Below are 25468 nucleotides of genomic sequence, written 5' to 3'. Positions count from 1 at the left end.
TGGATGACTGGAATAATAGGAGAAATTATAAAACAGGGTGTACCCCAGGCGTCCTCCCAGGATGACCCCGAGAACACCGTAAAACAACAGGTCTGACAGCAGATCCGAAGAGAGGGCCAGGCCGCGCTGGCGGGCCAGGTGACGGATGATGAAATAACTGGCAAGGAAACCGAGCAGGTACATCAGACCATACCAACGCACGGCTAGCGGACCTATGTGGAAAATTACCGGGTCAATCTGGGGAAGGGACAGGGCCATGAAAATTCCTCGAAGGCGAAACGCTCAACTTCTCATTCAGCGGGCGAAGGGTTGCGGTCGGCCCGCATTGATGCGAGCAAGGAGGCAAAATCATCCGGCAGCGGGGCTTCGAGTTGCAACTGGCCTCCGCGTACCGGGTGAGACAGGGTCAAGCGAAAAGAATGGAGCATCTGCCTGGGAATATCGACAGAATTCCGGCTGGAGCCCCCACCATAACGGACATCCCCGAGCAGGGGGTGTCCGGCTTCGGAAAAATGGACCCGAATCTGATGAGAACGGCCGGTGAGAATTTCGACCTCGACGAGCGATGCGCCGGGAAACTCCTCAAGCACGCGATAGCGGGTGATCGCCTCCTTGCCCCCCCTGGAAACCGAGCGAACCAGGTTGGAAGCCCGGTTGCGTGCCAGCAGCGATCGAAACTCCCCCTGCGCCGACGCCAGGGTCCCGGCAACCAGGGCCAGATAGAGCTTACGCACGTCGCGACCGGAGAAAGACTGCGTCAGACCGCCATGAGCCCGCTTGTGAATGGAAAAAATCATCAGCCCCGAAGTGTCACGGTCGAGTCGCTGAACCATGCCCAGCTCGGGTCGATCCTTCGGCCTGAACGGGTTGTGCAGAAATTGCAGCAAGGCCTCATAGAGAGTCCCGCGGTAGCGAGCGGGGGTCGGCTGGGTTTCAATGCCCGCCGGCTTGTTAATCGCCAGCAGATGGGTGTCACGATAAACAACAAGGTCTTCGGTTACCACGAATGGGTCAAGGGGGCGGCCATCCAGATAAACCTCGATCGTCTCCCCCGCCCGCACCGGAAGCGAGCATTTACGAACCCGCCGACCGTCGACATGAACGCCGCCGAGATCAACGATTTTGCGCACAAAACCACGGCTTAAACCATTGTCCTGATTGGCAATATACTGATCAAGGCGTAACCCAGCATCCTCTGTGGAGGGGCAGAAACGGAAACATTTTGAGGACATGACAGGCCCCTGCAGGCAATCGGTTCAAATCGTAAAACGTCATGATACTAGCATAAGATAATGACGCAATACAGACCGAATGGAATTGAAAAACGGATATCAGCGAAGAAAATATTTCTTTGACAAAGGATGAGCCAATGTTAATATGGAGTCACAGGGATGCAAATGGATCGCTGTCCTCTGGGATGCATGGATAGAAGTTTTGAGGCATTGACCAACATTTGAAGAAAAGGTTCTCGGATAAAGACATGGTGAGCCAGCCCGTCACCGAACGGGACGCCTGAAGTGGCTTTCAGAGAACCGCAGTAGGTTTCAGGTTGAGAGACTTCTAAACATCACCCGGCATACTGGAGAGATTTAAATTTCAACAGGCATACGCAGTCGTGGCGGCTGGTCCGTCAACAGAACTGATCCTGAAAAATTCATCAGCGGGCCACGCCTCGACAGCATGGCTGGGAGATTTGAGTAGAGTTCAGTTCTGACAGACAAAAAAATGCCGGCGAGTTGAACAAGAACGCCCCATCCGCTCGGATGGGGCGTTCTTGTTATGCTTTTTTTGAAAATCGGGGTCAGCTTTCGAGAATATGCTTAGGCAAAACAAAGCAGGTGAAGGTCGCTTCAAACACCAGTTGAGTCGTGCTTACCGTGCATTTAACCTGACGTTTTTTCCCGCTTTCCTCAACAACCTCAGCGGTGGCCACCATGATATCCCCGATCCTGACCGGCGCAACGAATCTGGCTTCGGCACTGCCCAGAACCACGCAAGGGTCGTTAACGGCAAGCATCGCTGCATAATCCGCCAGACCGAAGGTGAAGCCCCCATGAACCAGGCCCCTCTCATCCGCGATCATCTCCGGACGAGTCTTTAACTGGGCAACAGCGCGCCCCGCCGACAAGGATACGGGCTCTCCGACCCACTCAGAAGAGATACTAAGATGCGTATTTGGCAACATGAGTTTTCTCCTGTATCCGGTCGCCCCCCACAAGAAACCGGAAACGGTTTATTCTAACGGTTGACCCGCTCACGCAGTTCTTTACCGGTCTTGAAAAATGGCGTTTTTTTGTTGGGGATTTTCACAATCTCGCCGCTCTTGGGATTTCTTGCCTCCCGAGCATCCCGTTCGCGGATCGTGAAAGAGCCAAACCCCCGGATTTCGACACGGTCACCGGATACCAGGGCATCGCCGATGCTGTCAAAGATCGTGTTGACAATCAACTCGGCCTCTTTTTTATTCACCGACCCACTGACAAACGACAACCGCTCAATCAACTCGCTTTTTGTCATAAAGTTAGCCTCCTATTTGACTCCAGACCAGAGGTATTTCAAGCCTCCAGCAGACTGTTCATGTAATTCTTGCCGTACCTGGCTGATTGTTTCTTCGACAAAATATTCTAGAAAGGGGGCTTTCTCCCTGGGAGGATAAACAACTCGGGGAGTATCCTTGATACCAGCCATTGTTCCTGCAACAGCGATCGCGTCCTGCAGGTTTCCGAGTTGATCTACCAGCCCGGCCTCAAGAGCCTGACGACCGGAGTAAATTCTGCCATCAGCCAAAAGCCGCACTTTGTCCGGATCGATGTTTCTCCCTTCAGCAACAGCGGTAATGAACTGAAGGTGGACATCGTCGATCATCGATTGAAGAATTTTCCGGTCAGCTTCAGTCATGGGGCGGATCGGCGACCCGATATCCTTGTGCTGACCGCTTTTCACAACCTGGTTGCTCAACCCGATTTTGTCGAGCAGTTCCTTGATATTGGTGAACTCCATGATTACGCCGATGCTGCCGGTGATGGTTCCCGGATTAGCGAGAATCTTCCCGGCCGGGGCGGCGATGTAATAGCCCCCCGACGCAGCGACCGAGCCCATCGAAACGACAACCGGTTTTACTGCGACAAGCTTTTTGACTTCGGCATATATTTCCTGCGACGGACCGACCCCACCTCCAGGCGAATCGACGCGAAGCACAACCGCCTTTATGGAAGAATCTTCCTTGAAGCGAATGATTCTTTCATTGATCAGCTTGGACGAGGCAATGACGCCAGTGACTTCGATAACTCCGACTTTTTCACCAATCGGAAACGAAGAAGTCCTCCCCATCATTCCGGCCGTCACGAAGACCAGTAACCAGAAAAAAAGAAAAACTCCACTGAGGACCGCCAGGCCCACGATTAACGGCCTTTTCTTCATAGCGACATCCAGCAATACAAAACCCCCGCAACAATCGCTGCGGGGGTCTGTTTTGGGTCAAAAACGCTTATTCCCCGTCTTTTTCGCCACCGGCCTTGTGCATCGCACCCTGCAGAAGATCACCGAAATTGGACGTGGCATTCTTCTGGGCGCCCAGAAAGGCATCAACCTCGGCCTTTTCCTTCTGATCCGACAGGTGCTTGATGGACAGTGCGATTTTACGCTCAACCGTATCCACATGCAGCACGACGGCTTCGAGATCCTCACCGACCTTGGCGAAGTTCTTCGGCGTGTCGACTTTCTCCTTGCTGATTTCAGAAACGTGGATCAGGCCTTCGATCCCTTCTTCGACCTCAAGGAAAATCCCGAAGTCGGTCACCGAAGTGACCTGCCCGCGGATGATGGTGCCGGGGGTGTAACGAACCGGAATCGACTCCCAGGGGTCAGACAGGAGCTGCTTGACGCCAAGGGAGAAACGCTCGTTCTCACGGTCGATGTTCAGTACGACGGCGCGGACCACGTCACCCTTCTTGTACAGTTCGGAAGGATGCTTGACGCGCTTGGTCCAGGACAGGTCGGAGATATGCACCAGACCGTCGATCCCTTCGTCGACACCGACGAAAATACCGAAATCGGTGATATTCTTGACTTGGCCTTCGATGATGGTGCCGATCGGGAACTTTTCGCCGACGACTTCCCAGGGATTGGGCTCAACCTGCTTGAGGCCCAGCGAGATGCGCCGGTTGGGAATATCGAGCGCCAGAACGACCGACTCGACTTCGTCACCGATGTTGAGTACCTTGTTCGGATGCTTGATCCGCTTGGTCCAGCTCATTTCCGAAACGTGAATGAGGCCTTCGACCCCTTCTTCAAGCTCGATGAATGCGCCGTAATCCGTCAGGCTGACGACCTTGCCGGTCACCTTTCTGCCGACGGGGAATTTGGCTTCCACGTCGAGCCAGGGATCGGGTGCAATCTGCTTGAGCCCGAGGGATACCCGCTCCTTGTCACGGTCGAACTTGAGGATCTTGACATTGATCTTGTCACCGACGTTGAGAATGTCGGAAGGATGGGTCACCCGTCCCCAGGACATGTCGGTGATATGCAGCAGACCATCGATGCCGCCAAGGTCGATAAATGCGCCGTAATCGGTGAGGTTCTTGACCGCACCTTCGACGACCTGACCTTCTTCCAGCTGCTTGAGCGTATCGCCGCGCATGCTTTCGCGTTGTTCTTCGAGCAGAACCCGGCGCGAAAGGACGATATTGCCACGACGCTTGTTCAGCTTGATAATCTTGAACTCATAGGTTTCACCAAGCATCTTGTCCAGGTTGCGAACCGGGCGGAGATCCACCTGGGAACCGGGCAGGAAGGCATTGACGCCGATATCGACTGAAAGGCCACCCTTGATCCGGGAGAGGATGCGTCCTTCAACGACCGCATTTTCCTCAAGCGCATTCCAGATCTTCTGGCGATCGGCTTTCTCCTTGGAAAGACTGATCAGGCCATTCTCGTTTTCGGTACGCTCAATAAGCACGTCGAACTGGTCGCCGACCTTGATGTCGGTCTTGACCTGCCCCTGCTCATTGACAAACTCGTTGATGGGGATCAATCCCTCGGACTTGCCGCCGACATCGACGACTACCGAATCAGGGTTGACCTGAACCACCGTACCTACAACGACATTCCCGGCTTTGAGCTCCTTGAGACTGTTCTCAAAAAGGTCCTCAAAGCTTCCCTCGAAATCGTCGTCCATGAAATCTTCTTGGTTTTCCGTGTTGTCCACCATTTGGTATTTGTTACCCCCTAACGATATTCCTGTCGTTTCCGACAGTCTGACTCGCGGCCATGAGGAGGGAAGATATCATAAAGCTTTTTAAAAGACAAATCTTTTATTTTTCTTTTATTTGCCTGATCCAGAAGCCTTTTTCACCACCTCGTCGATGATCCATTGAGGGGTCGATGCGCCCGCGGTAATCCCCACGGCGCTGACTCCGCCGAACCAGCCGGGTTCGATTTCATCCGCCGTTTCGATATGATGGGTGTTGGGCTGAATATCCCGACAGATCTGCGCCAACCGGGTGGTGTTGGCACTATTGAAGCCGCCGATGACCAGCATCAGGTCGACCTGGCCGGCAATGGCTCTGGCCTCGTCCTGCCGCACCGAGGTGGCATCACAGATGGTGTTGTAGACTCGCAGCTCCTGGCTCTTGCCGAGACAGACGTCGATCACTTCGCGCAGGTTGTCATACGACTGGGTCGTCTGGGCAACGACCCCGATTCGCTTGCGTGACGGCAGCTCTTCCGCTTCCTTGCGTCCGGAAACCACGTAGACTTCGCCGTCGCGAGCGTAAGAAACGATGCCGCGAACTTCGGGGTGCTCCCGCTCGCCGACCAGCACCAGGGTATACCCTTCGTGGCTGAGCAGCCCGGCATATTCCTGGGCCTTCTTCACAAACGGGCAGGTCGCGTCGACGACTTCCAGCCGGCGGGCATAGATCTGCTCCATTTCCTCGGCGGTCACCCCGTGAGAGCGGATGATCACGACACCGCCGTCAATATCCGCGACCCGGCGCACCACCTGGACCCCCTGCTCTTCGAGCCGCTTCACCAGCTGGGGGGAGTGGATGATCGGTCCGAGCGAACAGATCCGGTGGTGCTGGTCGGTCGCTTCGAACGCCATGTTGGTGGCCCGCTTGACCCCGAAACAGAAACCGGCGCTTTCCCCGAGGACGATCTTCACCGGTCGGCCCCAGCCACAGGACCAGCAAGGCCGGCCTGTCGGCGCCGCAACTCGACGACCCTGAGCATCTCCTGCAGCACCTGATCGATGGTCATCGCGGTGGAATCGATCACCAGGGCGTCCTCGGCCTGAATCAGCGGTGCGTGCTCGCGGGCACTGTCGGCGGCGTCGCGCGCTTCGACTTCGACAATGGTCTGCTCCAGCTCAACCAGCAACCCCCTGGCTTTCAATTCCTCGTAGCGTCGGCGACCCCGCTCCACGGCGGAAGCGCTGAGAAAAAATTTCACTTCGGCCCGGGGAAAAACCACCGTACCGATATCCCGGCCCTCAAGGACAACCCCGCCCTTTGCGCCCATCTGCCGCTGCAATTCGACCATGGCCCGGCGTACCCCGGCACAGGCGGCCACCCGCGAGGTAAGCAGGCTGACTTCAGGCGTGCGGATGGCCTGCGAAACATCTTCGCCGTCGAGCATTACCCGCTCGCCGGAATCCTGGCGGATAAAATCGATCGAGACGTCTCCAGCCAGACGGCCCAGGGCCGCCTCGTCCGACAGGTCGACCTTCTTCCGGCTGGCGGCCAGCGCCACGGCACGGTACATGGCCCCGGTATCAAGATTGAGATAACCCAGCGCTGCCGCCAGGCGCTTGCTCAGGGTGCTTTTGCCGGCCCCGGAAGGCCCGTCAATCGCGACAATCAGTTCAGGTTTCAAAAGTTCGACCTCGCAAATATTTTTTCAGCAGGAGCGCCGGAAACCGGCGCTGCAGGCGTCAACTGCGAACCTGGTCGAGCAGCGACCAGAAATCGGGGAAGGATGTCGCCGTGCAGGCGGTGTCATCGATGCACACCTCGCCTTTAGCACGCAATGCGGCAATCGCCATGCTCATCGCGATGCGGTGATCGCCGTGGGACTTGACCTTTCCGCCGGCAAGACCCTCGACCCCCTGGATGACCATGCCGTCATCCCTCGCCTCGACCTTGCCGCCAAGTGCGCTGAGCTCGCTGACCATGGCGGCAATGCGGTCGGTCTCCTTGACCCGCAACTCCCTGGCGTCGCGGATGGTGGTGGTTCCTTCGGCGAAGCTGGCCGCCACGCTGACCACCGGGAATTCGTCGATGGCCCGGGGAACCACGGCGCCGCCGATCTCGATCCCCTTCAGGGCGCTGCTGCGCACCAGGATGTCGGCCACCGGCTCGCCGGAGAGCTCGCGCTGGTTGAGCAGCTCAAGAGAACCGCCCATCTGCTGCAGGATGTCGATGATGCCGCTGCGGGTCGGGTTCACCCCGACGTTGCGGATCAGCAGCTCGGCGCCGGGAACGATCAACGCCGCCACCATGTAAAAGGCCGCCGAGGAGATGTCCCCCGGAACGAAGACTTCACGACCTTCGAGCTTCGGTTGCGCCGCCACCGTCACGCCGCCTTCGAAGGGGCGTACATCGGCGCCGAAATAACGCAGCATCCGCTCACTGTGATCGCGGGAGAGGTGCGGTTCACGAACGGTGGTATCGCCGTCGGCATAAAGCCCGGCGAGCAGGACCGCCGACTTGACCTGGGCGCTGGAGATCGGCGAAACATACTCCGTGCCTTTAAGCGCGCCGCCGGAAATGGCCAGGGGAGCCAGCTCACCGCCGCCGCGGCCCCAGATGCGGGCGCCCATGGCCGCCAGCGGATTGAGCACCCGCTTCATCGGCCGCTTGCGCAGGTAGCGATCGCCGGTGAGTACGGAGAAAAAGTTCTGCCCGCTGAGCAGACCAGTCATCAGGCGGATGGTCGTCCCCGAGTTGCCGCAGTCGATCACGTCGCCCGGCTCGCTGAGCCCGTGCAGCCCCTTCCCTTCGATGCGCAGGTCGCCGCCGGCAAGCTCCTCGATGGCGATGCCCATGCTGCGGAAGGCGTTGAGGGTGGCGTGGTTGTCCTCGCCGTGGAGAAATCCGTGCACCAGGGTCGTCCCCCGGGCCAGGGAGCCGAGCATGATGGAACGGTGGGAGATCGACTTGTCGCCCGGCACGGTGATTTCGCCGCGCAGGCTTCGAGCCGGCCCGACGGTTCTGGTTTGGCTCATATATTATTCTCCGTCATTTGAGAATCGCATCCCGCAGCTCCTTCGAGCGCAGGAAGAATTCGTACAGTTTTTCCCCTTCGCCGTTGCGAACATCCTCTTTCAGTTCGGCGAAGAAGGCTTCGCAGCGCTCCATCATCTCGAGCAGGGCGTCGCGGTTGGTCAGGGCGATATCCCGCCACATGGTCGGGTCGGAGGAGGCGATGCGGGTAAAGTCGCGAAAGCCGCCGGCCGAATACTCGAGAATGTTCTCCTCATAGCGGTCGTAGGAGCCAACCGCGTTGACCAGCGAATAGGCGACCATGTGCGGCAGATGGCTGATGGCGGCCAGGATGCGGTCATGCTTTTCCACATCCATCATGACCACCTCGCTGCCGGCAATCTCCCAGACCCGGCGCACCAGGTCGAGGGCTGCGGGGTCGGTAGTCGCCGTCGGCGTGAGGATACAGCGACGGCCGTGATACAGGGTGGCGAAGGCCGCCTCGGCACCGCTGTTTTCAGTGCCGGCGATCGGGTGCCCGGGAACGAAATGGACCCCTTGCGGCATCAGCGGTTCGATCTCGCGGGCCACCGACCCCTTGACGCTGCCGCCGTCGGTGAGGATCGCCCCCGGTTTCAGATGCGGCGCGCATGCAGCAGCCACCTGGGTCAATGTCAGCACCGGCGTAGCGAGAAAGACCAGGTCGGCTCCGGCCACCCCCTCGGCCAGATCCTGGGTGTAGGAATCGACCACCCCCAGCTCCAGGGCCTTTTCCAGGTTGGCCAGGCCGCGACCGACCCCGACCACTTCGCCGACCGCACCGGCCGCCTTGAGGGCCAGGGAGAGCGACCCGCCAATCAGGCCGACTCCGACCACCGCCATTTTCGGGACAAGAATTTTTTTCATCGGCAATCCGTCATCCATTCTATTCAACCAGCAGGAGAGAAATCAACGGGCCCGCGGGTACGAACCGAGCACCTTGAGAAACTGGCAATAACCCTTGAGTTCATCGACCGCACCGGCAACCACCTCGTCGTCGATATGCCCCTCGATATCGAGGAAGAAGATATATTCCCAGGCCTTTTTCTTCATCGGCCGGCTCTCGATCTTGGAGAGGTTGATGGCCCGCTTGCTGAACGGTTCGAGCATGCGGTAGAGGATTCCCGGCTGATCCTTGATACTGAACATCAGCGAGGTTTTGTCGCCGCCGCTGCGCTCCGGGGTCTTCTGGCCGATTACCAGGAAACGGGTGAAGTTGTTGGGATTATCCTCGATCCGCTCCTTGACCACCTGCAAGCCGTAGAGGGAGGCCGCCATCTCGCTGGCAATGGCCGCCACGGACTCATCCTCGAGGACCATCTGCGCCGCCAGGGCGGTGCTGCCGACATCGACCAGCGGCACGTCGGGAAGATTCTCCTCCAGCCACTTGCGGCACTGGCCCAAAGCCTGGGGATGGGAAACCACTTTCCTGATGTCAGCCATGCGCCCGCTGCGCGACAGCAGAAAATGGGAGATGCCGAGCAGGATCTCGGCGTTGATCTTCAGATCCGATTCCATAAACATGTCGAGGGTGTGGGAAACCACCCCCTCGGTGGAGTTTTCCACCGGAACCACCCCGTAGGGGGCCCGGCCGCGGGCGACTTCTTCGAAGACCGCCGGGATGCTCTTCTGCGGCACCACCTGGGCAGAGAGCCCGAATTGCTGCATGGCGGCGGCATGGGTAAAAGTCCCCTGGGGGCCGAGAAAGGCGACCTTCATCGGCTGCTCAAGGGATAGGGAGGCGGAAATGATCTCGCGGAATACCTTGCGGATCGCATCGGATGGAAAGGGGCCCTGGTTGTTCGCGGTCAGCCGCTCGTAGATGGCCCGTTCACGGCTCGGCACGTAAAATTCTTTGCTCTGGCCGGCCTTGGCCTTGCCCACTTCAATGACGACCCCCGCCCGCTGATTGAGCAGGTCGAGAATTTCGTCGTCGATGTCGTCGATTTTCTGGCGCAGGTCACCGAGGTCCTTTGCAGCCATGAATACGTCCCCTTTCACGAAATTAATGGACGAAAAACTTAGCCTATCGATCAGTAAAAATCAATGGAAATCCCGGCAAGTCTCCGCCGAAAACCGGAGCAACCCGCGCTATTGTTTAATTCTTGACCGCTTCGCAGCGCCCGGTTAAACTCCCAGGCTCACTGTACTATATTTATTTTCAGGAGACTGACATGACCATATCCGCCAAAGTTCAGAGCTGCATCGAACGTTCGTCGTGGATCCGCAAGATGTTCGAAGAGGGAGCCCGGCTGAGCAAACTGCACGGCGCCGAGAACGTCTACGACTTCACCATCGGCAATCCCTCGGTGGAGCCGCCCGCGGCCTTCCGGCGCGAACTGATGGAGCTGGCCAGCAATCCTCTGCCCGGCATGCACCGCTACATGAACAACGCCGGCTACGAAGAGACCCGCGCCGCGATTGCCGATGTGCTCAGCGAAAAATCGCCGCACCCGGTCAAGGCCGGCCAGGTCATCATGACCTGCGGAGCCGGCGGTGCTCTCAACGTGGTGCTCAAGACCATCCTTAACCCCGGCGAAGAAGTCATCATCCTCGCTCCCTATTTCGTCGAGTACAAGTTTTACATCGACAACCACGGCGGCGTCAGCAAAGAGGTCTGGACCGACCGCGAGACCTTCCAGCTCGACATCGACGCCATCGAAGCCGCTATCGGCGCCAACACCCGGGCGATCATCGTCAACAACCCGAACAACCCCACCGGCGTCATCTACCCCGAGGCCGATCTCAAGGCCTTAGGCGACATGCTGGCGCGCAAGGAGCAGGAACTCGGGCGCACCCTGTTCGTTATATCCGATGAACCCTACGCCCGCATCGCCTACGACGGCCAGCAGGTTCCCGGCATCTTCGGCTGCGTGAAGAACTCGGTCATCGTCACCTCCCACTCCAAGGACCTGGCCCTGCCCGGCGAACGGATCGGCTACCTGGCCGCCAACCCGCAGATGGAAGGGGTCGAACTCTTTATCGACGGCGCGGTCTTCTGCAACCGGGTGCTCGGCTTCGTCAACGCCCCGGCCCTGATCCAGCGCCTGGTGACCCGCATCCAGCGCGAGAGCGTCGACATCAACGAATACCGCCGCAAGCGCGACCTCCTTTACAACCACCTGACCGGCCTCGGCTTCTCGATGGTCAAGCCCGGCGGCGCCTTCTACCTCTTTCCCAAATCGCCGCTGGCCGACGACGTCGAATTCGTCAAAAAGGCCCAGCAGCACAACATCCTGCTCGTTCCCGGTGTCGGTTTCGGCGCTCCCGGTTTTTTCCGCATCGCCTACTGCATCGATATGGCCATTATCGAGCGCAGCCTGCCCGCCTGGGAGAAACTGGCCAGGGATGTTGGCTTGAGAAGCTGATTAAGTTTACTGGGCTGAACAAAGGAAGAGAAATGGACAAGAACTTTCTGACTCCCGCCGAAACGGTGCGGGCGATCATGGAGAACGGCAAGCGGGTCGCCACCCAGCCGCTGGCACGGACCGTCGTGCTGAGCCTGCTGGCCGGCTTCTATATCGCCTTCGGTGCCGAGTTGGCCACCGTGGTCACCGCCGACGCCGCCGCCCATGTCGGCCAGGGGATCTCCCGCCTGCTCGGCGGCAGCGTCTTTTCCCTGGGCCTGATGCTGGTAGTGATCTGCGGCGCCGAACTCTTCACCGGCAACAGCCTGCTGACCAAAACCGCCCTGCTCGGCGAGATTACCTGGCTCAAGCTGGCCGAAAACTGGCTGGTGGTTATCCTCGGCAATTTCGTCGGGTCGCTCTTCTTCGCCTGGCTGATGTTCCGCTCCAACCTCTGGCAGGCGCCGCATGTCGCCGAACATGCCATTGCCATCGCTACCGCTAAAACCAAGCTCCCCTTCGACGTCGCCCTGGTCCGCGGCATCCTCTGCAACTGGCTGGTCTGCCTGGCGGTCTTCATGGCCGCGGCCGCCCGCGATATCCCCGGCAAGATCCTGGCCTGCTACATGCCGATCATGGCCTTCGTCGCCAGCGGCTTCGAACACTCCATCGCCAACATGTACTTCATCCCCACCGGCCTCTTCCTCGCCGGGCAGTTGCCGAACAGCGACCCGGCCCTGTGCTGGAGCAACTTTTTCCTCGGCAACCTGCTGCCGGTCACCCTCGGCAACATCATCGGCGGCGTGGTCTTCGTCGGCTTCGCCTACTGGTTCATCCACCTGCGCAGGAAAAAGGGGGACGAATGAAAAAAATTCTGATCCTCTTCGCCCATCCGCGCTACGAAAAGTCCCGAACCAACCGCACCCTGCTGCGGGGGCTCGCGGACCTCGAAAACATCACCATCCACGACCTCTACGAGCGGTATCCCGACTTTCACATCGACGTCGCCCGGGAGCAGCAGCTGCTGCTGGAGCATGATCTGATCGTTTTGCACTTCCCTCTGTACCTGTATGGAGCCCCGGCCATCGTCAAGCAGTGGATGGACCTGGTGCTCGAACACGGCTGGGCCCACGGCGAAGGGGGTGACAAGCTGGTCGGCAAACCGATCTTCGCCGCCCTCACCACCGGCGGCACACGGGCCAGCTTCGCCCACGACGGTTTCAACCGCTTCACCCTGGCAGAACTGCTGCGCCCGCTGGAGCAGGCGACCCACCTGTGCCGGATGGTCTGGCTGCCCCCCTTCGCGGTGCAGGGCACCTACCGCCTGACCGAGACCACGCTGGCCGAATACGCCGAGCTCTACCGGCGGTCGCTGCTGACCCTGGCCCAGGCTCCGCCCCAAGAAACGATGCAGGGTTACGAACTGCTGAATGACTGGATTATCGACCGGATACCAAAGGAGAAACCATGAGCGACACCCTGCTGGGACAAGCCGTGGTCTACCTGACTGCGGCGCTGACCTGCGTCCCCATCGCCAAGCGCCTGGGGATGGGTTCGGTGCTCGGCTACCTGCTGGCCGGCATTCTCATCGGCCCGTTCTGCCTCGGTTTTGTCGGCAAGGAAGGAGAAGACATCATGCATTTCGCCGAATTCGGCGTGGTGATGATGCTCTTTCTCGTCGGGCTCGAGCTGGAGCCGGCCCATTTCTGGCGGATGCGTTCCCGGATCCTCGGCCTGGGCACCCTGCAGCTGGTTTTGACCACCTTGATACTAACCGGCGGCCTGCTCCTGCTGGGGCTCGGCTGGCGGGGGGCCCTGGCCTGCGGCCTGGCACTTTCCATGTCCTCCACCGCCATCGTACTCCAGTCCCTCAAGGAGAAAGGCCTGGGGGGCTCCCAGGCCGGGTCGAGTTCCTTCGCCGTGCTGCTCTTCCAGGACGTCGCCGTCATCCCGATCCTCGCCCTGCTCCCCTTCCTCGCCCTGCACGCCGGCTCCGGCGGCGCCCACGGCGATACCCAGGGACTGCTGGCAGGCCTGCCGGTCTGGCTCAAGGCCGGGTCGGTGCTGTTCGCCGTGGTTGCGGTCATCGTCATGGGGCGCTATGTCGTGGTCCCGGTCCTGCGCATCGTCACCAAGGCCAGCGTCCGCGAACTCTCCGTAGCCGCCGCCCTGCTGATCATCGTCGCCATCGCCTTCCTGATGAAGCTGGTGGGCCTGAGCCCGGCGCTGGGGGCCTTTCTCGCCGGGGTACTGCTGGCTAACAGCGAATTCCGTCACGAACTGGAAAGCGACATCGAACCCTTCAAGGGGCTGCTGCTCGGCCTTTTTTTCATCGCGGTGGGAGCATCGATCAATTTCCGCCTCATCACCGAGCGTCCTGCAGCCACCTTTGCCCTGGTGCTGGCGATAATCCTGATCAAGGCCGCTGTCCTGCTGGTCGCCGGCCGGGCCTTCCGGCTCTCTTTCGACCAGAACAGCATCTTCGCCCTGGGCCTGTCGCAGGTGGGGGAGTTCGCCTTCGTCCTGCTGGCCTTCATCAACCGCCTGGAAATCGTCGGCGGCGACTGGCTCGACATGCTGATGGCGGTCACCGCCCTCAGCATGACCATGACCCCGCTCCTGCTGCTGCTCAACGAACGGCTGGTCCTGCCCCGCTTCGGCACTCGGGCGGAGGCGGAACGGGAACCGGACCAGATCGACGTGGAGCACCCGGTCATCATCGCCGGGTTCGGCTCCTTCGGCAGCACCCTGGGGCGTTTTCTGCGCGCCAACGGCGTCGAGGCGACGATCCTGGACAACAACTCGGACCAGGTCGACCTGCTGCGGCGGATGGGTTTCAAAGTCTTCTACGGCGACGCCACCCGCCTCGACATCCTTCACTCGGCGGGAGCCGACACCGCCCGCATCCTCTTTGTCGCCATGAACGATCCGGCCACCGTCGACACCCTGGTCACCACGGCGAAAAAACATTTTCCCAACCTGAAGATCATGGCCCGCTCCGGCAGCAACCTCGCCACCCATGACGTCATCGACCTCGGGGTCGACCAGGTCTACCGGGATTTTCTCGACGCCTCGCTGCGGGCGGGGGTGGATGTGCTGACCGGCCTCGGCCACCGGCGCTACAGCGCCAAGCGCGCCGCCCAGCATTTCTTGACCTATGACGAGGCGGCCATACACCAGCTGGCACCTCACCGCCACGACCAGGGGTCGTACATTGCCAACGCCCGGGAACTGATCCGCCTGCAGGAACAGATCCTCGCCAACGACCGCGCCGTCATCAACAACCAGCACGACCACGCCTGGGACACGGACAGCCCGGTCACGGCGGCCACGGAAAGGCATTGAATTATCTTTGGCTCTAGACCATCCGCATTGGGTTTTGACGGACCATTTGGCGAAGTTTCTGGTGTAATTGCTGAGGTGGCTTGTTGTAACGCCACTCACAATCGCCGCTTCGATCTTGCTGCATTGCTCCCTCGTGTGATCATCGCTGCAGTATGCGCGGGCAAGCGCCCGGAGCGCTGGCTCCGCTTAGCGAAAGCTATTTTGTTGTAGAAGAAACAATCGCCGCATCCGTGTATTCAAACCGTCTCGGATCTGTCCATATCGACTTCAATATCCTACGGAGTCGGAAATAGGTCGCACATGAAACACTAGCGACATAGAGGCTTTCCCAGGCAAACTTCAGGTGGAAAGCTATCGGGTTCTCCACCTGAAGACCCTGGCGGCGATCCATGCGATACTTCAAACGAAAAAGCCCCCCCTCCAGAGCGCAGACCCCGCGCAGGCGATGAGATTCCCTATACATCAAGAGACGATTGACGGTGGAAAGTTTCTTATTACTTCCGAGGGCGACCATCCTCTTGAGAATCGTTTCCATATGTTCAAAAGTGTAAAACGAGTCCCAGGCTTTCTTGAACAAATCATCAATGTCAGCGGCCGACATTTCAGGGTGCTTGGTGACTCTGTGGCTTAAATCAAATTTGTTAAGATCAGGATCGATCCATGCTCCCTCTGCTATGAGTTTTCTGTGATCCTCGGAGCCCGGCAAGGGGGTCAGATGCGAGAAGTGGATGATGTCGATTGGAAGTTCACGCTTGATTGTCTCGATGTCACGCAGGATCGATTCTTTGGTATCGGCGGGAAATCCGAGGATATACCCTGCACAGATGACGATCGGGAACTTCTTCCACGCCAAAAGAGCGTTACGGTATTCACCGATATTGTTCTGCCCCTTGTTGATCGTACCTAGATTGTCAGAATTAATCGTTTCAATACCGATAAAAATGTTGTCGACGCCAGCCTCTACACACTTTTCAATAAAACCCGGAATGCGATGACAAACGGTATCGAGTTGGGCCTGAATCCGAATCTTGATCCCTTCCCTGCGCAGAGCAATGAGTCGATCGAGACAGGCGGCCCAGTTTGCATTTCGGGAGAAATTATCATCGGTCAAAAAGAATCGATGAATTCCCAGCTTATGGTTGGCCCTTATGATTTTCTCAAGGTCATCCGGACTGCGAAAACGACTCTTGCGTCCCTGGACATTGATGATCGTACAAAAGGAACACTGGAATGGGCAGCCCCGCCCAAGATCAAAGCTCCCATACGCTGAATAGTTGCGGTTGACAATCTCGGCCGGGAGGTGGGGAATAGGCTGTTCGACGAGATCAGGGAGATCGCCAAGGAAGTTATATACGGGCTGCAGTTTGCCTAAATAAGCGTCCATAATGACGTTGTCGAGGCGTTGTGATTCCGCCTCACCGGCAAAGAGGCTTATCCCCATCTCCTGAGCCGTGCGCAATTCAGCAGGAAGATCGGGGAGCATTGCCAGGCACCCCGAAACGTGGAAGCCACCGAGACTGACCGGAACACCGAGGGCGAGAAACTGCCGGGCCAAATCGAGGGCCCGGGGGAATTGATTCGTCTGCACACCGGCAAGGAGGAGAAGGGCTCTCTCCCCCTCCCCCTTGATGTTGCGAACCAACTTTTTCGGTTGCACCCGCGTATTGCTCTCATCGATGACATGCAGAACAATAGCAACATTGTCACCGAGTATTTTACGGTCCCTACAATCGGATGTCAGACCATAGAGACACGCAAGGGTATTGGAAGGCATAAGCGACTTGCGCCATTGCAGAGGATAACCGTCATCATCATAGCGAGTCGGCCTGATGATAATTAGATGATATTTTTCTTTCTTCCCCAAAATTCAACTCCGTTAGTTGGATTCCCTCTATAACCAGGCAGTGTACGGTTAGAAAGCTGCAGCAGTTTTTATTCATTAAAAGTCAATATCACCCGGTCAGGGAGTTGCTGATCAAGTGGCGAGAACAGTTTTCAGAAAGTCTGTTATACCACCCGTTCGTTTTGCTCACTAGCAGGTTGCCGAAAAAAATCCGCAAATGAAGGTCCCGAAAAAACAAGTCAGGCCGAAGGACGGATATCCCGGACCCGCAGCTGCACATCAACCCGCCCCTTCCATTCGTTGAGGGCAGGCGAGCAGAGGATATCGACCGTGCCGGCAAGCTGCCCAAGGCGGTCAGCCATGCCGAAGGCGATGCAGGGGAGGCTGTAACCGTCCTGCCGGACGGTAAAGCGCAGGTGATCGCCGCCGACCACGGATGCCTGCTGGACGCGGGCTCCGGTCACGACAAAGGCGGGCTCGGGATTGCCGGCGCCGAAAGGGGTCAGCTCGGAAAGCTGGCGGACCGTTTCCAAATCGAGCTCTTCGAGCAGCACCTCGCCGTCGTGAGAAAGGCGCGGGATCAGGTCGTCAGCACTGAGCACTTGGGCGGCCGCCATTTCGAACGCCTCGGCAAAAGCACCGGTGCGGGAATCGTCGATGGAGAGCCCGGCGGCATAGGCGTGCCCGCCGAAACCGAGCAGGTGCTCCTGGCAGCGGCAGAGGGCATCGTAGAGGTGAAAACCGCGGATCGAGCGAGCCGATCCCTTCCCCTGCCCGCCGTCGAGCGCGATCAGCACCGTCGGTCGGTGGTAGCGCTCGACCAGGCGGCTGGCGACAATGCCGATCACCCCAGGATGCCAGCGCGAATCGGCCAAAACGATCGACCGCTCGCGCCCTTCGCCGCCCGAGTCCAGCCGCTCGACGGCCTGCTCAAGGGCCTGCTTTTCGATCGCCTGACGTTCACGGTTGAGGCCGTCGAGAAATTCGGCCGTTTCGCTGGCCTCGGCCAGGGCCTGGCTCAACAGCAGGTCGACCCCGAGGGCGGCGTCTTCGAGCCGTCCGGCGGCATTGAGACGGGGAGCCAGCCGGAAACCGACCGTGCCGCAATTGACCTTGTCGACCTTAGCCGCAGCCTTCAAGGCACGGATGCCGGGCCGGGGCGCCTTGTCGAGCAGTTGCAGGCCGATCTTGGTCAGCACCCGGTTGATGCCGGTCAGCGGAACCATATCGGCAATGGTGCCGAGCGCCACCAGGTCAAGGGAGCGCCGCAGGTCGAATTCGGCCTGATCGGCAAAACAGCCGGCATCGCGCAGGGCCTTGCGCACCCCGATCAGCAGAAAGAAGGCGACTCCGACGCCGGCCAGCTCCTTAAAGGGAAACGCACAGCCAGACTGGTGGGGATTGATGATGGCGCAGGCCTGCGGAAGGGTTTCCGGCGGGTGGTGATGATCGGTGATGATCAGGTCCAGGCCCAGCTGCCTGGCCAGCGCCGCTTCGGCCAGCGCCGAAACCCCGCAGTCGACCGACACCACCACCCTGACCCCGGCAGCGGCTGCGGCCTGCAGGGCTTCAGCGGAAAGACCGTAACCGTCCTTCAGCCGCAGGGGGATGTGGTAATCGACCTCGAAACCAAGATTCCGCAACCCTTCGACCAGCAGCGCCGAGCCGGTAATGCCGTCCACATCATAATCGCCGTGCACCTCGATTTTTTCCCGCTTCAGCCGGGCCCTGAGCAGCCGCGCTACCGCCTGTTCCATCCCCCGCAGCAGGAAGGGATCGGGCAGGTCAGCCAGCCGCCCCTCGAGGAACTCCCGGGCGCCCTCCAGCGAATCGAGACCGCGCAGCAGCAGAATCCGCGCAATCAGCGGCGCCACGCCGAGGGCCCTGGCCAGATCGGTCTCGCTGCCGGCGCTGGCGGCGGCTTCCCGGGCGGCCCAGCCTCTACACTTTACGGGTTCCATGAAATACCTGCCCTTTCGTCCGCGGCCGCAAGGACGGGAACAACCTGCACCGCGCCCAGGTAACCGGTTCTGCGGCCGTCGAAAAAGGATGCTTCGATCGCTGCAAGGTCGGTGGTTCCCCAATAATTTTCCGGCATCGGCACGTCATCGGGAACCTCTTCGCCAAGGACGACGGCATACTCGCTGCTGCCGCGAATCGTGTTTGACCTGATATGGAAATCGCGGGGATAGGAGGTAAAGAAAAAAGCCCGCCGGTTGTCGACGATCTCATTGCGGCAGATCACCGGAGAGCCGAAATGAAAGCGGATGGCGGTGCCGTTGCGGCGCAGCAGGTTGTTTTCGATCAGCATTTCCGAGGAAAAAAAGCGGATGCCGACCAGATTGTTCTCGAACAGGGATTCCTCGACAAAGACCTTCGATTCCTGGCTGTGCACGGCGCTGTCCGCCTGCGTGAAGCGGCAGAAGCGAAAACTGGCGCGGGGGCTCTGCGAAAGGTTGATTCCTCCCCAGCTGCCGGCCGGGGCGCGGGGATCGAGGTAGCGAAAAGTGATCGGTGCCGCCGGCGATCCCTCGGCAACCAGTTCCCCCTTGATGATCAATTCGCTGCCGGGGAAATTGGGATGGGCCGTCAACAGGTCGCGCCCCTCGCTGGCCGGCAGGAAGACGATCTCGCTACCGGGCGCGATGAGCAGGCGGGAGCCTTCCCCCAGAACAACATCGCCGTCGAGGTAGACCCTGCCCTGCCAGGAGACTTCGCCATGCAACGTCCCGGCAACCGGCGTCCGCGGCACGGCGCAGGCGCAGGAGCAGAGGCAAACAGCGAGGACAATCATGATCCCCCGGCACAGAATGTTACAGCGTCCAACCATCGCCGGTTCCCTCCGATAAACAACAGGCCGGGAGGAGTCTCCCGGCCTGGCAGTGCGATACACGGCTGAAAAGATCCAGCCCCGGCCGAACCCTGTTCACAAAAAGCTATTTGGCAGGAGCCAGGGTCGAAGCGCTGCCGAGGGCATCGAGCTCACGGCGGATGCTGTCGGAGCCCGGGCCGCTGGGGTTGACCTGCAGGTAGCGGGTCCAGACTTCGCGGGCGCGGTTCATGTCCTGAAGATCGTAGCGGTAGACCACCCCCAGATTGTACAGGCTCTGGTGATGGGACGGGTTTATTTCGTTGGCCTTGATGAAATTCTCTTCTGCCCGGTCGAACCAGCCGAGTTGACGGAACATGACTCCCTGGTCCGTCAGCACATCGGCATCGTTGGGGTCAAGTTCCAGCGCCTTGTTGTAAGCCTCAATGGCCTTAACCGGCTGACTCGAATCGAAATAGGCATGACCAAGCTGGACCCAGGCCCCGCGATTCGCGGGATCATTGGCCACAAGCTTTTCCATCAGCTGAATATCCTGCTGCATATTGACCGCCGGCGCCGAAGATGAAGAACTCGGCGCGGGGCCAGGGCTCTTGCCCCCCTTGCTGACCAGGATGCCGACCAGAACCCCGACGATCAGTGCGACAGCGACAAAAAACAGAGTCTCTTTTTTCATACAGCGCCTCCTTTGACCGCGGCCTTGACTCCCTTGCCGCCTTTACGTTCATCCCAAAAAATCAGCAGCGGACTGGCGACAAAGATCGACGAATAGGTACCGATCAGGATGCCTATCAGCAGGGCGAAAGCAAAGGTGTGGATGACTCCGCCGCCGAACACGAACAGGGCGAGCACCACCAGCAGGGTGGTGCCGGAGGTCAGGATGGTGCGCGAGAGGGTTTCGTTGATGCTGCGATTGATGATACTCGGCAGGCCGTCCTTGCCGTGCTTGCCCATGTTTTCGCGGATGCGGTCATAGACGATGATGGTGTCGTTGAGCGAATAGCCGATAATCGCCAGGAACGCTGCGATAACCGGAAGGTCGATTTCCTGGTTGAACAGGGAAAACGCCCCCAAAGTGATCAGCACGTCATGAACCAGGGCGACGATGGCGCCGACAGCAAAGCGAAATTCGAAACGCCAGGTAACGTAGACCAGGATCCCGATCATGGCATAAACAATCGCCATCAACCCCTTTTCCCGCAGATCCTTGCCGACCTGGGGACCGACCATCTCGGCCCGGCGCACTTCAACGGTTCCGGTGCCGTATTTGGTTTCAAGGGCGACGGCAATCGTCCGTGACAGCCCCTCGAGCTCGGCACTGGTGTTCTGGGCGCGGATCAGGAACTCGTCAGCATCTTCGCCGAACTGCTGAACCACGAGACTGCCGAGTTCGAGCCCCTGCAGGGCCTCCTTGATTTCGACCGCCTTGGTGGTCTGGGTGAATTTCACCTGAACCAGCGTCCCGCCGGCGAAATCGATGCCGTAATTGGGACCACCCTTAATCAGCAGGGAAACCAGGCCGATCACGATGAGCGCCGCCGAAAACATGACCGCGACGGTTTTTCTACCGACGAAGTCGATATTGATATTGGATCTGATTATCTCCATCGTGGTCTCCTTATATGCTCAGCCGCTTGACCTGGCGATGCTCCAGGAAAAAGTCAAAAATCACCCGCGACACAAAAATAGCGGTGAAGAGCGACGCCATGATCCCTACCGAGAGGGTGACGGCAAAGCCCTTGACCGGACCGGTGCCGAACTGGAAAAGGACCAGGGCCGCGATCAGGGTGGTCACGTTGGCGTCGATGATGGTGAGAAACGCCTTGCTGTAACCGGAGTCGATGGCATTGCGAACGGTCTTGCCGAGCCGCAGCTCTTCGCGGATTCGCTCGAAAATGAGGACGTTGGCGTCAACCGCCATGCCGATCGTCAGCACGATGCCGGCAATCCCCGGCAGGGTCAGGGTCGCCTTGAACAGCGACAGCATCGCCATGATGAAGAAAACATTCAGGATCAGCACGATGTTGGCGACCAGTCCCGAAAGATTGTAATAAATGGCCATACCCAAAATCACCAGCAGACCGCCGACAGCGACGGAGACGATCCCCTGGTTGATCGAGTCGCGCCCCAGGGACGGTCCGACGGTGCGGTTTTCGAGGATTTTAACCGGTGCCGGCAGCGATCCAGCCCGCAGCACGATCGCCAGGTCGGTCGCTTCCTGCTCGTTGAAGGAACCGCTGATCTGGGCGCTGCCGCCGGAGATGCGCTCGCGGATGACCGGGGCCGAGTAGACCGTATCGTCGAGAACGATCGCCATGCGCTTGCCGACATTGGCCGCGGTGATCTGGTCGAAACGCTTGGCGCCAACCGAGTTGAAGTCGATGGCGACGTAAGGCTCGTTGAAACGGGTGTCGATGCGCACCTGGGCGTCGGCCAGCAGATCACCGGTCAGCGCGGTTTTTTCATAAACCACCAGCGGGTTTTCAGTCGTCTCGCCACTCTGGCGGTTGACATTCTTTTCATACAGCAGCTGGGTTCTCGGCGGCAGGATCCCCTTGACGGCATCCTGCGGATTGGCCTCTTCAGCGACCATCTTGAACTCGAGACGGGCCGTCTTGCCGAGCAGGGCGATGGCACGCTCCGGATCCTTGACTCCGGGAAGCTGGATCAGGATGCGGTTGTCGCTCTGCAGCTGCAAGGTCGGCTCACTGACCCCGAACTGGTCGACCCGGTTGCGCAGCGTCTCCAGCGCCTGGCGAATGGCGTAGTCCTTGATATTCGCCACCTCCCGGTTGCTGAGGCGGAAGTTTTTCTGGATATAGCCGCCTTCGTCGGTCAGGGTCAGCGCTTCGAGATTCTGGAAATTCTCCCTCATCAGGACGTCGACCAGACTGCCGGCCTGGGCATCGTAAACCGTCACCGCCAGACGCTCGCCGGGAAGCCGTTCGACCCGCTTGAAGATGACGTCCTTTTCATTCAACAGGCTCTCGACCTGGTCAAGAGCGCTGTCCAGCCTGCTTTCCACTGCCTTGTCCACATCGACGCCAAGAACCAGATGCATACCACCCTGCAGGTCAAGACCCAGATGAATCGGATCGAACGCCCTGGTCCACCAGCCGGGCAGGCTGTCGGCCATAAAGCTCGGTGCCAGGGAAATCAACGAAAGAAGGAGGCAGAGCAGTACCAGCCCCCCCCGCATTTTGAGACTTTTGGACATGGCAGAAAAGATCTCCTTTCGGCTTGCTGACGGAACCGCACTGCGGCTCACTCGGTCTTGCCGGGTAGTATAACAGGGGTTACTGTTCCTGCCGGGTTCCCACGATGGAAGAACGATTGACCTTGATCTTGACGCCGGTCGCCACTTCGACCATGATCACGGTGTCCTGCAGGGCGGCAATCTTGCCGTGCAGACCGCCGGCGGTGACGACCTGGTCACCAACCTTGAGACTTTCTATCAGCTGCTTGTGCTGCTTGGCCCGCTTCTGCTGGGGACGGATCAGCAGGAAATAGAAAATCGCGAACATCACCACCAGCATGATCACGCCTTCGTAACCCGGGCTGCCCCCCTGTGCGCCGGTGTTGCCGGCCATTGCGTAAGCTTCAGAAACCATGGTAAATCCTCCTTGAATAGATGTTTGGGTTATTTGGAAAAGTGATTCGAAGCCGTCCTGACGCTCAGCCTGCTCCGTCTGTCTGGCGTTTTCGGTAAAACTCTGCCCGGAACTGTTCGAACGCTCCCGCCTCGATGGCGCTGCGCATCGAAGCCATCAGCTGCTGATAATAGTGCAGATTGTGGTGCGTATTCAACATGGATGAGAGAATTTCGTTACTTTGGTACAAGTGCCGCAGGTACGCCCGGCTGTAGTTGCGGCAGACATAACAGGAACACTCCGGGTCGAGCGGCAGCGCATCGTCCTGGTAGCGGGCCTGCTTGATGCTGACCTTGCCGAAGCTGGTGAACATCACTCCGTTGCGGGCATTGCGGGTCGGCATGACGCAATCGAACATGTCGACCCCGCGCCGAACCCCCTCGACCAGGTTCTCCGGCGTCCCCACCCCCATCACGTAGCGGGGCCGGTCCTTCGGCAGCAGCGGCATGGTCCAGTCCATCACCTCGTACATGAGTTCGGCCGACTCGCCGACGGAAAGTCCGCCGACGGCATACCCCTCGAAGCCGATCTCCAGCAGGTCGGCTGCACTTTTCGCCCGCAGGTCCTGATGCATCCCGCCCTGGACGATGCCGAAGAGCGCCGCGCCGTCATCGACCTGGCGGGCCAGTCGGCAGCGGCGGGCCCAACGGCTGGAACGTTCGGTGGATGCGGCCACGTAGTCACGGCTCGACGGATAGGGGATGCACTCGTCAAAAGCCATGATGATATCCGCCCCCAGCGCTTCCTGGATGGCGATCGACGACTCCGGCGTCAGCACATGACTCGAACCATCGAGGTGAGACTGAAAGCGCACACCGTCCTCGTCGATCTTGCGCAGGTCGCCAAGACTGAAGACCTGAAAGCCCCCGCTGTCGGTGAGAATCGGCCGATCCCAGTTCATGAACGCATGCAGCCCACCGAGCCGGCGAACCCGCTCGTGACCGGGTCGAAGAAAGAGGTGATAGGTATTGGCCAGGATGATCTGCGCCCCGATCTCCTTGAGGGACTCAGGGTACATGGCCTTCACCGTCCCCTGGGTGCCGACGGGCATGAACACCGGTGTTTCAATGATCCCGCGCCGGGTATGCACCCGACCTCTCCGGGCCCTGCACCCGGCATCCTCATTCAAAAGATCAAAACTGAATTTATTCAAACTGAATACTAACTCACCGTCGCAAAGGTCAAATCCTGCAGCTCAAAGAATCAGCATGCAGTCGCCGTAGCTGAAAAAACGAAAATGCTCCCGAACCGCCCGGCGGTAGGCCTCAAGGACAAAGTCCCTGCCGGCGAATGCGGACACCAGCATCAGCAGGGTCGATTTCGGCAGGTGGAAATTGGTGATCATGGCGTCGACGATCCGGAACCGGAACCCGGGATAAATGAAGAGATCGCTGCTCCCCTCCCCCGCTTCCAGGCGGCCCTGTTCATCCACGGCGTATTCGAGGGTCCTGGTGGTCGTTGTCCCCAGCGCGAAGACCCGCCGCCCCTGCGCTTTTGCCTGATTTACGGCGTCGGCGGTCGAACGGGGGATATGAAAGGCCTCGGAATGCATGCGATGCTCAAGGATGTTTTCCGCCCGCACCGGCAGAAAGGTCCCCAACCCCACATGCAGGGTCACCGGGCAGATCATCACCCCCTTGGCCCGCAGTTCATCCAGTACCCGCTCGGTGAAATGCAGCCCGGCGGTCGGTGCGGCAACCGCGCCGTTGGCCTTGGCAAAGACCGTCTGGTAGCGGTCACGGTCGACCTGGTCATCCTCCCGCCGGATGTATGGCGGCAGGGGAATCCGGCCGACCCGTTCGAGGGCCTCGGTAAAGTCGCCGCGGCACTGAAAACGGATATGCCGGTAAGGCGCCTCGCCTCCCGGCAGCACAATCGCCTCGATCTCGCCGCCCAGCAGCAGCCGGGCACCCGGTTTCGGCGTTTTCGAGCAGCGGGTCAGGCAGGCCCAGTCTTCATCGTTCGACGCCAGGCGCCGAACCAGAAAAACCTCGATCCGGCCGCCGCTCTCCTTTTCGCCCAGAAGCCTGGCCGGGATCACCCGGGTGTCGTTCAAGACCAGCAGGTCGCCGGACACAAAACAATCAAGGATATCGCGAAAGGCGCCGGCGTCGATTGTCTGCTCGCGCCGCTTCAGTACCATCAGTCGTGAATCTTCGCGAGACTCGGGCGGGTACTGGGCGATCAGCGCCTCGGGGAGTTCAAAATCAAAATCA

24 protein-coding genes and 1 other RNA gene are annotated in these 25468 nt (G+C 59.4%); 5 read left to right on the top strand and 20 right to left on the bottom strand.

The genetic code is table 11. The annotated features are described in order from the left end of the window. Both ABYV89_RS03145 and ABYV89_RS03140 read right to left on the bottom strand, forming a co-directional pair. Positions 1-252 (bottom strand): prolipoprotein diacylglyceryl transferase family protein (locus tag ABYV89_RS03145; protein ID WP_432821469.1); only part of this gene is annotated, 252 nt, incomplete at its 3' end. Positions 253-290: 38 nt separating this feature from the next. Next, positions 291-1232 (bottom strand): RluA family pseudouridine synthase, encoded by a 942-nt coding sequence (locus tag ABYV89_RS03140; RefSeq protein WP_432821468.1) that lies wholly within the window; start codon positions 1230-1232, stop codon positions 291-293. Between the two features lie 174 nt (positions 1233-1406). Here ABYV89_RS03140 and ssrS point away from each other — a divergent pair. Continuing rightward, positions 1407-1590, top strand: a non-coding RNA gene (ssrS, locus tag ABYV89_RS03135) — 6S RNA. 211 nt (positions 1591-1801) lie between these two features. On the opposite strand, the gene ABYV89_RS03130 is transcribed toward ssrS, so the two are convergent. The 9 genes from ABYV89_RS03130 to pheA form a co-directional block, all read right to left on the bottom strand. After that, on the bottom strand, positions 1802-2185 hold the full coding sequence (locus ABYV89_RS03130; RefSeq protein ID WP_432821467.1) for a PaaI family thioesterase: 384 nt from the start codon (positions 2183-2185) through the stop codon (positions 1802-1804). A gap of 53 nt (positions 2186-2238) precedes the next feature. Further along, positions 2239-2517, bottom strand: a complete 279-nt coding sequence (locus ABYV89_RS03125; RefSeq protein ID WP_432821466.1) for an integration host factor subunit beta — start codon at positions 2515-2517, stop codon at positions 2239-2241. Positions 2518-2529: 12 nt separating this feature from the next. Then, on the bottom strand, positions 2530-3435 hold the full coding sequence (gene sppA, locus ABYV89_RS03120) for a signal peptide peptidase SppA (RefSeq protein WP_432821465.1): 906 nt from the start codon (positions 3433-3435) through the stop codon (positions 2530-2532). Positions 3436-3487: 52 nt separating this feature from the next. Continuing rightward, positions 3488-5209 carry a 30S ribosomal protein S1 gene (locus ABYV89_RS03115; protein WP_432821464.1) on the bottom strand — a complete coding sequence of 574 codons (1722 nt, stop codon included), beginning with the start codon at positions 5207-5209 and terminating at the stop codon, positions 3488-3490. A 114-nt stretch (positions 5210-5323) separates the two neighbouring features. Then, positions 5324-6163 carry a 4-hydroxy-3-methylbut-2-enyl diphosphate reductase gene (ispH, locus tag ABYV89_RS03110; protein ID WP_432821463.1) on the bottom strand — a complete coding sequence of 280 codons (840 nt, stop codon included), beginning with the start codon at positions 6161-6163 and terminating at the stop codon, positions 5324-5326. After that, on the bottom strand, positions 6160-6873 hold the full coding sequence (gene cmk / locus ABYV89_RS03105; RefSeq protein WP_432821462.1) for a (d)CMP kinase: 714 nt from the start codon (positions 6871-6873) through the stop codon (positions 6160-6162). Before cmk ends, ispH begins: the two co-directional genes overlap by 4 nt. Positions 6874-6931: 58 nt before the next feature. After that, positions 6932-8224, bottom strand: a complete 1293-nt coding sequence (gene aroA / locus ABYV89_RS03100; RefSeq protein WP_432821461.1) for a 3-phosphoshikimate 1-carboxyvinyltransferase — start codon at positions 8222-8224, stop codon at positions 6932-6934. Between the two features lie 13 nt (positions 8225-8237). After that, complete coding sequence (locus ABYV89_RS03095) at positions 8238-9107, bottom strand: prephenate dehydrogenase (RefSeq protein WP_432821460.1); 870 nt, start codon at positions 9105-9107, stop codon at positions 8238-8240. A gap of 42 nt (positions 9108-9149) precedes the next feature. After that, positions 9150-10223: a prephenate dehydratase gene (gene pheA / locus ABYV89_RS03090; RefSeq protein WP_432821459.1), complete on the bottom strand. Its 1074-nt coding sequence runs from the start codon at positions 10221-10223 to the stop codon at positions 9150-9152. A gap of 191 nt (positions 10224-10414) precedes the next feature. On the opposite strand from pheA, the gene ABYV89_RS03085 reads away from it, so the two are divergent. Genes ABYV89_RS03085 through ABYV89_RS03070 form a run of 4 tightly spaced genes read left to right on the top strand, consistent with a single transcriptional unit; the run spans position 10415 to position 14932 of the window. Beyond that, on the top strand, positions 10415-11608 hold the full coding sequence (locus tag ABYV89_RS03085) for a pyridoxal phosphate-dependent aminotransferase (protein ID WP_432821458.1): 1194 nt from the start codon (positions 10415-10417) through the stop codon (positions 11606-11608). Between the two features lie 32 nt (positions 11609-11640). Then, complete coding sequence (locus tag ABYV89_RS03080; RefSeq protein ID WP_432821457.1) at positions 11641-12453, top strand: formate/nitrite transporter family protein; 813 nt, start codon at positions 11641-11643, stop codon at positions 12451-12453. Beyond that, positions 12450-13058: an NAD(P)H-dependent oxidoreductase gene (locus tag ABYV89_RS03075; protein ID WP_432821456.1), complete on the top strand. Its 609-nt coding sequence runs from the start codon at positions 12450-12452 to the stop codon at positions 13056-13058. Before ABYV89_RS03080 ends, ABYV89_RS03075 begins: the two co-directional genes overlap by 4 nt. Continuing rightward, a complete protein-coding gene (locus tag ABYV89_RS03070) occupies positions 13055-14932 on the top strand; it encodes a monovalent cation:proton antiporter-2 (CPA2) family protein (RefSeq protein ID WP_432821455.1) in 1878 nt (625 codons plus the stop codon). The genes ABYV89_RS03075 and ABYV89_RS03070 overlap by 4 nt, the downstream gene beginning before the upstream one ends. 196 nt (positions 14933-15128) lie before the next feature. On the opposite strand, the gene ABYV89_RS03065 is transcribed toward ABYV89_RS03070, so the two are convergent. The 9 genes from ABYV89_RS03065 to queA form a co-directional block, all read right to left on the bottom strand. Beyond that, positions 15129-16796: a B12-binding domain-containing radical SAM protein gene (locus ABYV89_RS03065; protein WP_432821454.1), complete on the bottom strand. Its 1668-nt coding sequence runs from the start codon at positions 16794-16796 to the stop codon at positions 15129-15131. Positions 16797-17014: 218 nt separating this feature from the next. Continuing rightward, positions 17015-18736, bottom strand: coding sequence for a single-stranded-DNA-specific exonuclease RecJ (gene recJ / locus ABYV89_RS03060; protein WP_432821453.1), 1722 nt, complete (start codon positions 18734-18736; stop codon positions 17015-17017). Beyond that, positions 18724-19605, bottom strand: a complete 882-nt coding sequence (locus tag ABYV89_RS03055) for a right-handed parallel beta-helix repeat-containing protein (RefSeq protein WP_432821452.1) — start codon at positions 19603-19605, stop codon at positions 18724-18726. Before ABYV89_RS03055 ends, recJ begins: the two co-directional genes overlap by 13 nt. A 106-nt stretch (positions 19606-19711) precedes the next feature. Next, a complete protein-coding gene (locus ABYV89_RS03050) occupies positions 19712-20278 on the bottom strand; it encodes a tetratricopeptide repeat protein (RefSeq protein ID WP_432821451.1) in 567 nt (188 codons plus the stop codon). Next, on the bottom strand, positions 20275-21210 hold the full coding sequence (gene secF, locus ABYV89_RS03045; RefSeq protein ID WP_432821450.1) for a protein translocase subunit SecF: 936 nt from the start codon (positions 21208-21210) through the stop codon (positions 20275-20277). The genes ABYV89_RS03050 and secF overlap by 4 nt, the downstream gene beginning before the upstream one ends. Before the next feature lie 10 nt (positions 21211-21220). Further along, positions 21221-22819: a protein translocase subunit SecD gene (gene secD / locus ABYV89_RS03040; RefSeq protein WP_432821449.1), complete on the bottom strand. Its 1599-nt coding sequence runs from the start codon at positions 22817-22819 to the stop codon at positions 21221-21223. A 79-nt stretch (positions 22820-22898) separates the two neighbouring features. Next, positions 22899-23213 carry a preprotein translocase subunit YajC gene (yajC, locus tag ABYV89_RS03035; protein WP_432821448.1) on the bottom strand — a complete coding sequence of 105 codons (315 nt, stop codon included), beginning with the start codon at positions 23211-23213 and terminating at the stop codon, positions 22899-22901. Between the two features lie 64 nt (positions 23214-23277). Next, positions 23278-24405 (bottom strand): tRNA guanosine(34) transglycosylase Tgt, encoded by a 1128-nt coding sequence (gene tgt, locus ABYV89_RS03030; RefSeq protein ID WP_432821447.1) that lies wholly within the window; start codon positions 24403-24405, stop codon positions 23278-23280. 42 nt (positions 24406-24447) lie between these two features. Beyond that, on the bottom strand, positions 24448-25468 hold a 1021-nt coding region (gene queA / locus ABYV89_RS03025; RefSeq protein WP_432821446.1), incomplete at its 5' end, for a tRNA preQ1(34) S-adenosylmethionine ribosyltransferase-isomerase QueA.

It is taken from the genome of Trichloromonas sp. (genome assembly GCF_041583255.1).
Lineage (GTDB): Bacteria > Desulfobacterota > Desulfuromonadia > Desulfuromonadales > Trichloromonadaceae > Trichloromonas.
Note: the sequence above shows the minus strand (reverse complement) of the source record. Positions and strands in the feature narration are given on the sequence as shown.